This is a genomic window from Acidimicrobiia bacterium (genome assembly GCA_035948415.1).
In the GTDB taxonomy this organism is placed as follows: Bacteria; Actinomycetota; Acidimicrobiia; order IMCC26256; family PALSA-555; genus PALSA-555.
Genome location: DASZJD010000106.1, coordinates 56,084 through 65,678, shown reverse-complemented (window position 1 = coordinate 65,678; position 9,595 = coordinate 56,084). Strand labels below are relative to the sequence as shown.

The following is a 9,595-nucleotide window of genomic DNA, read 5'->3' as shown; positions in this document are numbered from 1 at the left end:
GGTGTGCGGCCGGGCGCGCGCGCCGGGCCGGCTCGAAGTCGTCGGTCACGCGCCGCTGGTCCTCCTCGACGGCGCGCACAACGTGGCCGGTGCCCATGCGCTGCGCGAGGCCCTGGCCGAGGAGTTCCCGGCCGCCGACCGCACCCTCGTCGTGGGCCTGCTCCGGGAGAAGGACCCCGACGAGATGCTCTCGGCCTTCGGGGTCCCCGACCCGGCCCTGGTCGTCGCCTGCGAGCCGCCGAGCCCCCGGGCCCGACCGGCCGAGGAGGTGGCGGCGGCGGCCCGGCGGCTCGGGCTCGGCGTCGACCGGGTCGAGGCCGTCCCCGACGTCGGCGACGCCCTCGACGCCGCGCTGGCGGCGACGCCACCGTCGGGCCAGGTCGTGGTGACCGGGTCGCTGTACGTGGCCGGCGCCGCGCGCGCCGCGGCCCGACGCCGGGCGCCGACCGGCGGCCGGCCCTCCGACCCGGAATAGGGTCCGGCGGTGAGCGCCCGAACCCTCGTGCTCTGCAAGCCCGACGCGGTGGAGCGCGGGCTGGTCGGCGAGATCGTCGGCCGCTTGGAGCGCAAAGGCCTGCGCGTCGTCGCCCTCGACCGACGACGGATCGACCGGGGACTGGCCGAGCGTCACTACGACGAGCACCGCGGGAAGCCCTTCTTCGAGGACGTCGTCGCCTTCATCACCCGCGGCCCGCTCGTCGCGATGGTCGTCGAGGGGGGCCCCGACACGTGGGCCGTGGTCCGCCGCCTCATGGGCGCCACCGACCCCCGTCAGGCCGACCCGGGCACGATCCGCGGCGACCTCGCCCTCGACACCAGCGAGAACCTGGTCCACGGCTCCGACGGGCCCGAGTCCGCCGCGCGCGAGATCGCCCTCTTCTTCCCGAACCTGGACGCCGGGGATGCGCGGTCGGCGGAGTGACGGCTGGTTGAATCGACGGGCCCCGGCCGTCGGGTGGAGCGACGGCCGCACCACCCCAGGGAGGACGGCTGGACCGTCCCTCCCAGGAGGTCCTAGCCTGTGCCGTCTCCCGGACCTCGTGACCCGACCGGATGGTCTGTGAACGCGCCTTGGTACACCAACGTCATCGGCCGCGACATGGCGGTCGATCTCGGCACCGCGAACACGGTGGTGTACGTCCGCGGCCAGGGAATCGTCCTCAACGAGCCCTCGATCGTCACCCTCGACGTCCGCAGCGGGCAGCTCGTGGCCGTCGGCGCCCAGGCCAAGCGGATGCTCGGCCGCACCCCGGGTCACATCGAGGCCATCCGGCCGCTGAAGGACGGGGTGATCGCCGACTTCGACATCTGCGAGAAGATGCTCCGGTACTTCATCCAGCGGGTCCACCAGCGGAACCGCTGGGCCAAGCCTCGGATGGTCATCTGCATCCCCTCGGGCATCACCGGGGTGGAGCGGCGAGCCGTGCAGGAGGCGGCTGAGTTCGCCGGCGCCCGCAGCCCGGTGATGGTCATCGAGGAGCCGATGGCCGCCGCCATCGGCTCCGGCCTCCCGATCCACGAGCCGGCCGGCAACATGATCGTCGACATCGGCGGCGGGACCACCGAGGTGGCGGTCATCTCGATGGGCGGCATCGTGGCGAGCGAGGCCAGCCAGGTCGCCGGCGACGAGTTCGACGAGGCGATCCTCCAGTTCATGAAGCGCGAGTACTCGCTGGCGCTCGGGGAGCGAACCGCCGAGGACATCAAGCACCAGCTGGCCAGCGCCTACCCCCTCCAAGAGGAGTTCTACGCCGAGATCCGAGGCCGCGACCTCGTGACCGGGCTTCCGCGCACCGTGACCGTCTCCACCGAGGAGGTCCGGGAGGCGATCGAGGAGCCGGTGGCCGCGATCATCGACGCGGTGAAGGTCACCCTCGACAAGACGCCCCCCGAGCTGGCCGCCGACGTCATGGAGCGCGGAATCATGCTGGCCGGTGGCGGCGCGCTGCTGCTCGGCCTCGACGCCGCGGTCCAGGCCGAGACCGGGATGCCGGTGCGGCGCTCCAAGAACGCGCTGTTCGCGGTGGTGCTCGGCTCGGGCCGCTGCCTCGAGCAGTTCGACGTGCTCCGGCAGGTGCTGATCAGCGGACCCGACGACTGATCCGAGCCCTCCGGCTCTCTGAGGCGAGACGCTCATGGTCGTCTATCGGCGGGATCTGCGGGGTCGGTCGCTGCTCACGGTCCTCGTCGTCACCGCGGTGCTGCTGATCTCGTTCGACTCGGGGGGCACCGGCGTGACCGGCTCGCTCCACTCGGCCGCGCACAACGTCATCTCCCCGGTGCAGTCGGTCGTCGACAGCGCGTTCCAGCCCCTCCGCGACGTCGCCGGCGGGATCACGGACTACGGGTCGGTGAAGGACCAGAACGCCGGCCTGAAGCGCGAGGTGGCCACGCTGCGAGGCCAGCTGCGCCGCAACCGGGGCGTCGGCGCCGAGGTCGGGCAGCTCGAGAAGCTGCTCGACCTCCCCACCGTCGAGGACGCCACCGGCGTCGCGGCCCGGGTCACCGGCGGCGCCCCCGGCAACTTCGAGCGCACCGTCGACATCAACAAGGGCTCGAGCCGCGGCATCCGCGTCGGCTACCCCGTCGTCACCGGCGACGGGCTGGTCGGCACGATCACCCAGGTCGCCAGCCACCAAGCCACGGTGACCCTCATCGACAGCCCCAGCCTCGGGGTCGGCGTCCGCTTCGAGGTGAGCAACGCGGTCGGCATCACCCAAGCCCGAGCCGGGGACCGCGACCTGCGCATCGGGTTCCTCTCCGACAACCAGGTCCGGGCGCAGAAGGGCGAGCTCCTCTTCACCTCGGCGGTGTCGAACTCGGCCTTCCCGCCCGACCTGCCCGTCGCCACCATCGTCAGCTACTCGAAGCAGGCCCAGGACCTGGCCCCGACGATCACGGCCGCGCCCCTCGTCAGCCTCGACAACCTCGACTTCGTCAAGGTCCTCCGGTGGCCTGACCCGACCGCGGCGCCGACGGGCAGGTGATCGTCGGCTCGTGGGCATCCGCCGCATCCGACTGGTCCTGGTCGTCATCACCCTCGTCGTCCTCCAGACGACCGTGTTCACGCACCTGCGCGTGTTCGACGCCGTCCCCGACCTCTGCCTCGTGGCGACCGTCGCCATGGCCTACAACTCGGGACCGCTGTCCGGCTCCCTCTTCGGCTTCGCGAGCGGTCTCGCCACCGACCTCTTCCTCACCACGCCGCTCGGGCTCTCCGCGCTGGCGTTCGCCCTCACCGGCTACGGCGTCGGGCTGTTCCAGAGCGGGCTCATCCGGGAGTCGCGCGGCATCGCGCCGCTGCTCGGCGGCGTGGGCGGCCTGGTCGGCAACGTCATCTTCATCCTCGTGGGCGGCATCGCCGGCCACGACGAGCTGCTCATGGCCCACAGCATCCAGGTCGTCATCGTCGCCTCGCTGTACGACGCGCTCGTCGCCAGCGCCGTGTTCCCGTTCGTGCGCTGGGCGTCGCGGACTGACCTCGGTCAGGCGTGGCCCCCTCGCTAGGCTTTCTCCCACCTTGCCGCGAGCCCGCTGCTGGTCTCGCTGCCCCGGGGCGGCCGGCGGCGCCCAGCCGGCGGACCGTGGGCTCGAGCGACACAGCGAGAGGCGGAGCGGGGTGATCGACGCGTGACCGAGGGCAACAGCCGGCTGCGGCTGTCGGTCATCGGTGGCGTGATCGCGCTGCTGTTCTTCGGGCTGCTCGGCCGGCTGTGGTTCCTGCAGGTGGCCTCCTCGAGCAGCTACGCGGCCGCGACCCAGGCCAACCGCACCCGGGTCGTCACCGACCCCGGCGCGCGGGGCAGCATCCTCGACGCCAGCGGCAAGGTCGTGGTCGAGAACCGCCTCGTCACCTCGCTCCAGATCCAGCGCGGGGTCGCGCTGAGCCAGCTCAAGGTCACGGTCCACAACCTGGCGCCGTTGCTCTCCACCCCGGTGAAGCCGGTGACCGAGGCCAACCTCTGGAAGCAGATCCACGACCCCCGCCTGACCTTGTACCAGCCGATCCCGATCAAGGACGACCTGTCCTACGACACGCTCGTGAAGATCAAGGAGCGGCCGCAGGAGTTCCCGGGGGTGATCGCGACCCAGCGCAGCGTCCGTGTCTACCCGTACGCCAACCCCGCACCCCCCGGCGACCTCGCCTCCCACCTGCTCGGTTACATCGGCGCCGTGAACGGCCACGACCTCAAGGTGCACCCGCACGACCGCTACACCCCGGAGGACGTGATCGGGAAGGACGGCGTCGAGCAGGTCTTCGAGCACGAGCTGCGCGGGACGCCCCACGTCCGCAAGCTCGAGGTGAACAGCCGGGGCCGCGTGGTGCGGGTCCTGAACGACACGCCCGCCAAGACCGGCAACAGCATCCAGCTGACGATGGACGCCACCGTGCAGCACGAGGCGCAGGTCGCGCTGCAGGAGGGGATCACCCAGGTCCAGGGCTACCGCGACACCAAGGTGACGAGCCAGCTGAAGAACTTCGGTGGAACCGGCGGGGCGGCGGTCGTGCTCAACGCGCGCGACGGCTCCGTCGTCGCGCTGGCATCGGCCCCCGAGTACCAGGTGAGCCAGTTCACGAGCGGGATCCCCCAGGACCAGTTCCAGGCCCTGGCCGACCCGGCGATGCACTTCCCGCTGCTGAACCGCGCGACGCAGGGCCTCTACCCGCCCGGGTCGACGTTCAAGCTGATGACCGCGATCGCTGCCCTCCAGTACGGGGCCGCGGTGCCGAACACGAGCACCTATACCTTCAACGACAACGGGTGCATCAAGTTCGGGTCGGCGAGCAACCCGCAGTCGTTCTGCAACGCCGCCAAGACGCCGCACGGCATCGTGGACCTGCCGCACGCCATCGAGGTGTCGAGCGACGTCTACTTCTACAACCTCGGCCTCCGGTTCTTCGACCTCTGGAACTGCGGGGCGATCAGCTGCCCGTACGGCGCGACCCCGAAGGCCGACCACGCCAAGGGCTACGGCGTCCAGACCGTGGCCAAGCAGTTCGGCTTCGGGCGGCCGAGCGGGATCGGGCTCCCGCAGGAGGCGAGCGGGCGCATCCCGGACCGCACCTTCAAGGCGCAGGTCAACCAAGGCAACCCCGACCCCTTCTCACGCGACTGGCTGCCCGGTGACAGCCTGAACGTGGCGGTCGGGCAGGGTGACGTCCTCGTGACGCCGCTGCAGCTCGCCGACGCCTACGCGGCGTTCATCAACGGCGGCACCCTGTACTCGCCGCGGCTGGCCAGCCGGGTGCTCGCCCCCGACGGCAAGACCGTCGTGCGCGAGCTCCCGCCCCAAGAGACGCGCAAGGTCAGCGTCAGCCCCGACATCCGGGCCCAGATCATGCCCGGCCTGGTCGGGGCGGTGACCGCGAACGACGGCACCGCGGCGGCCGCGTTCAGCGGCTACCAGGGGCTCCCGATCGCGGGCAAGACCGGGACGGCGCAGCAGCCGACGGGCACCGAGGACACGTCGTGGTTCGTCGGCCTCGTGAACCCCGACCCGACCGACCCGAGCCAGCCCCAGTACGTGGTGGTCGTGAACGTGGAGCAGGCCGGCTTCGGCGGCACCGTGGCGGCGCCGATCGCCCGCCGGATCATCGAGACCCTGAACGGCAACGCGAGCCCGGCGCCGGTGCAGATCGCCCCGACGAAGAACGACTGACGATGGCCGTCTCCTACCCCCGGCGTCGCTACGTGAACGCTCCGTCGTACACGAGCTCGTACGCGACGTCCCGTCGACGGCGGGTGCTCCTCGACGCCGACCTGACCATGCGCCTCGACTGGGTGCTCATCGGCGCCTGCCTGGCCATCGTCTGCATGGGTCTGCTCATGATCTACTCGTCGTCGCGCAGCATCGTCGGCGGCGACTCGACGTACTTCCTGAAGCGCCAGGCGCTGGCCTTGGTGCTCGGGATCGGCGTCGGCATCGTGCTGCTGCGCATCGACTACCGGAAGCTGCGCGACTTCTCCCTGCTCGCGTACCTCGGCACGGTCGCCTCCCTGTTCTTCGTCCTGTCCCCGATCGGGTCGAAGGTCAAGGGCCACCAGGCCTGGTTCCAGCTCCCGTTCGGCTTTCAGCTCCAGCCCGCGGAGCTGGCCAAGTTCGGCCTGGTCGTCGCCCTCGCCGGCTATGTGAACGAGCACCGCGACGACATCAACCCGTGGCGGCTCACCGTGCTCGTCGGCCTGGCCCTCGTGCCGATCGGGCTCGTGCAGCTGCAGGGCGACCTCGGCACGAACGTCGTCCTGATCTTCGCCGTGATCGGGCTGATGGCCGTGGCCGGCGTCCCCGGCCGCTACCTCGTCGCCCTCACCCTGCTCGGGGCGACCCTGATCTTCGGCGTCGTCAGCCTCGGGCTCCTGAAGCAGTACCAGATCGACCGGCTGACGACCGTCTTCTCGAGCGGCGCCAAGGCCAAGCAGGGCGCCGCCTACAACCAGAACCAGTCGAAGCAGACGATCGCCATCGGCGGGTTCACCGGCCGCGGCCTCTTCAAGGGCTCCCAGACCCGCCTCGGGTTCGTGCCCGAGCAGCAGACCGACTTCATCTTCACGGCCGTCGGCGAGGAGCTGGGGTTCGTCGGCGCCGCGACGCTGCTCGGCCTCTTCGCGCTGGTGCTGTGGCGGACCTGGCGAACCGCCCGGCTCGCCGCCGACTTCTACGGGGCGCTCGTGTGCGCCGGCGTCCTGGCCGTCTTCGCGTTCCAGATCTTCGAGAACATCGGCATGACGATGGGCATCATGCCCGTGACCGGCATCCCGCTGCCGTTCATGAGCTACGGCGGCTCCAGCCTCATCACGAGCTGCGCCTCGGTGGCCCTGGTGGCCAACGTCTACGCCCGCCGCTTCGACTGACCGCCGCGGCCCGCCGGCCGTGCCGCGGCGACGGGGCCGCCGGACCGGTAGGATGGTGGCAGCAATGACCACCCTGTGGCCGAGGATCGAACCCCTCCTCACCAAGGTCGAGAAACCCGCCCGCTACATCGGGATGGAGTCCGGCAGCGTCCAACCCGAGCACCGGCCCGACGACGTCGCCTGGCTGCTCGTGTACCCGGACACCTACGAGATCGGCCTGCCCAACCAGGGGCTCCAGATCCTCTACGAGATCCTGAACGAGCGTCCCGACGCGGTCGCCGAGCGCGCCTACGCCCCGTGGGTCGACCTCGAGGCGCTGCTCCGCGCGCGGCAGCTGCCTCTGTTCTCGCTCGAGACGCACCGGCCGGCCCGGGCCTTCGACGTGCTCGCCTTCAACCTGTCGGCCGAGCTCGTCTACACGAACCTGCTGAACTGCCTCGATCTGGCCGGGGTGGCCGTGCGGGGCGAGGACCGCGGCGACGACGACCCCCTCGTCGTCGCCGGTGGGCACTGCGCCTACAACCCCGAGCCGCTCGCCGACTTCGTCGACGCCTTCGTGCTCGGCGACGGCGAGGAGGTGGTCGGCGAGATCACCGCCGTCCTGGCCCGACGCGGCCGGCGGGGCCGGGCCGACGTGCTGCGCGCCCTGGCCGCCGTGCCGGGGGTCTACGTCCCGTCGATGTACGAGGTCGAGTACGACGGCCCGTTCCTCGCCGGGGTGCGGCCCCGGTTCGACGACGTCCCCGAGCGGGTCGAGAAGCGCACCGTTGCCGACCTCGCCGACTGGCCCTACCCGAAGCACCAGCTGGTGCCGCTCGTCGAGGTGGTCCACGACCGGCTGAACGTCGAGGTCTTCCGGGGCTGCACGCGCGGCTGCCGCTTCTGCCAGGCGGGCATGATCACCCGCCCGGTGCGGGAGCGGCCGGCGGAGCAGGTGCGGACGATGGTCCGGGAGGGGCTGCGCCGCAGCGGCTACGACGAGGTCGCGCTCACGTCCCTGTCCACGGCCGACTTCTCGGGGATCGAGGGGGTGGTGGCCGACCTCGTGCGCGACCAGGAGGGGACCGGCTGCGTGAGCCTGTCGCTGCCGTCGCTGCGCGTCGACGCCTTCACGGTCGGGCTGGCGAGCGAGATCCAGCGGGTGCGGCGCACCGGGCTCACGTTCGCGCCGGAGGCGGGCTCGTGGCGGCTGCGCCAGGTCATCAACAAGCTCATCACCGAGGAGGACCTGTACGCGTCGGTCGACGCCGCCTACTCGCAGGGGTGGCGGCGCGTGAAGCTCTACTTCATGGTCGGCCTGCCGACCGAGACCGACGAGGACACCCTCGGCATCGCCGAGCTGGCCCGGGCCGTGGTCCGCATCGGGCGTCGCCACGTCCGCGGCGCGACCGCCACCGTGTCGGTCGGCGGGTTCGTCCCGAAGCCGCACACCCCGTTCCAGTGGTTCGGCCAGAACGGCGTCCCCGAGCTGCGCCGCAAGGTCGGGCTGCTGCGCGACGGGCTGCGGCGGTCGGGGGCCCAGCTGCGCTGGCACGACCCCGAGGCGACGTTCGCGGAGGGGATCGCCAGCCGCGGGGACCGGCGCGTCGGCCGGGTCATCGAGCGGGTGTGGCGGGCCGGCGCCACGTTCCAGGAGTGGAGCGAGCGCTTCGACCTGTCCTGCTGGCTGGCGGCCATGAGCGCCGAGGGTCTCGACCCCGACTGGTACGTCACCCGGCACCGCGCCCGCGAGGAGCTGCTCCCGTGGGCGCACCTCTCGGCCGGGCTGCACGACGACTTCCTCTGGGACGACTGGCAGGCGGCGCTCGCCGAGCACGGCCTCCCCGACTGCCGGTGGACGCCCTGCTACGACTGCGGCGTGTGCACCGACCACGCCCTCGAGCACGTCGTCGGCTCGCCGGTGCCGCCCGCCGGCGGCAGCCAGGGGACGGGCCAGGAGCTCGCGGCCGGGGGGACGGTCCCGGTCGAGTTCCGGGAGGTGGCGCGTGCGCGGTGAGGCCGGCCACCCGGTGCGGCTGCGCTTCGCGAAGGAGGGCAAGGTGCGGTTCGTGTCGCACCGGGACGTGGCCCGGGCCTTCGAGCGGGCCCTGCGCGTCGCCGGCCTGCCGGTGGCGTTCACCGCCGGCTTCGCGCCCCGTCCGAAGGTCAGCTTCGGGCTGGCGCTCGGCGTGGGGCACGAGAGCCGGGCCGAGTACCTCGACGTCGAGCTGCGGGAGCCGGCGGGACCCGCCGAGCTGCCCGGGCTCCTCACCGCCGGGCTGCCGCCCGGTCTGGCCGTGACCGGCGCGGCGGCGCTGGCGCCGCGGGCCCCGGCCCTCCAGGAGTCGGTGACCGCGGTCGCCTACACGTTGCGGCTCGCCGACGTCGACGCCGCCGCGATCGTCGACGCCGCCGCCGCGGCCGGCGACGCGACCACCCTCGTGGTGGCCAGCGCCCGGAAGGGTCGACCCGTGACCGTCGACGTGGCGCCGAGCCTGCGGAGCCTCACCGTCGACGCCGACGGCGTCGACGTCGAGCTCTCCACCCGACCGCGGGCGGCGCGACCGGCCGAGGTGCTGACCGCGCTGCGAACCCTCCTCGGCACCGAGCCGGGCGAGGGCGAAGACCGGGTGCTCCGCACCCACCAATGGATCGAGCGGGACGGCGCGCGGCGGGAGCCGCTGGCAGCCGATCTCGCCCCGTCCGCCCCCTCGGGGGCGGACGCGCGTGCGCTGGAGGCGTGCGCGTGACGAGCAAAGGAT

Annotated in this window: 9 protein-coding genes; all 9 read left to right on the top strand. The window is 72.3% G+C overall.

All coding sequences use genetic code 11. The annotated features are described in order from the left end of the window. Positions 1-475: cyanophycin synthetase (locus VG869_14715; protein ID HEV3452436.1), on the top strand; the 475-nt coding region annotated here is incomplete at its 5' end. A 9-nt stretch (positions 476-484) separates the two neighbouring features. After that, positions 485-922 (top strand): nucleoside-diphosphate kinase, encoded by a 438-nt coding sequence (gene ndk, locus VG869_14710; GenBank protein HEV3452435.1) that lies wholly within the window; start codon positions 485-487, stop codon positions 920-922. 138 nt (positions 923-1,060) lie between these two features. After that, entirely contained in the window at positions 1,061-2,101 is a 1,041-nt protein-coding gene (locus VG869_14705; protein ID HEV3452434.1) for a rod shape-determining protein, read from the top strand. Positions 2,102-2,135: 34 nt separating this feature from the next. Then, complete coding sequence (gene mreC, locus VG869_14700) at positions 2,136-2,987, top strand: rod shape-determining protein MreC (protein HEV3452433.1); 852 nt, start codon at positions 2,136-2,138, stop codon at positions 2,985-2,987. A gap of 10 nt (positions 2,988-2,997) precedes the next feature. Continuing rightward, a complete protein-coding gene (gene mreD / locus VG869_14695) occupies positions 2,998-3,507 on the top strand; it encodes a rod shape-determining protein MreD (protein HEV3452432.1) in 510 nt (169 codons plus the stop codon). Positions 3,508-3,630: 123 nt separating this feature from the next. After that, positions 3,631-5,661, top strand: a complete 2,031-nt coding sequence (mrdA, locus tag VG869_14690) for a penicillin-binding protein 2 (protein ID HEV3452431.1) — start codon at positions 3,631-3,633, stop codon at positions 5,659-5,661. 2 nt (positions 5,662-5,663) lie between these two features. Continuing rightward, on the top strand, positions 5,664-6,854 hold the full coding sequence (locus tag VG869_14685) for an FtsW/RodA/SpoVE family cell cycle protein (protein HEV3452430.1): 1,191 nt from the start codon (positions 5,664-5,666) through the stop codon (positions 6,852-6,854). Positions 6,855-6,918: 64 nt separating this feature from the next. After that, positions 6,919-8,850 carry a TIGR03960 family B12-binding radical SAM protein gene (locus VG869_14680; GenBank protein ID HEV3452429.1) on the top strand — a complete coding sequence of 644 codons (1,932 nt, stop codon included), beginning with the start codon at positions 6,919-6,921 and terminating at the stop codon, positions 8,848-8,850. Continuing rightward, positions 8,840-9,583 (top strand): TIGR03936 family radical SAM-associated protein, encoded by a 744-nt coding sequence (locus VG869_14675; GenBank protein ID HEV3452428.1) that lies wholly within the window; start codon positions 8,840-8,842, stop codon positions 9,581-9,583. The genes VG869_14680 and VG869_14675 overlap by 11 nt, the downstream gene beginning before the upstream one ends. Positions 9,584-9,595 lie beyond the last annotated feature (12 nt).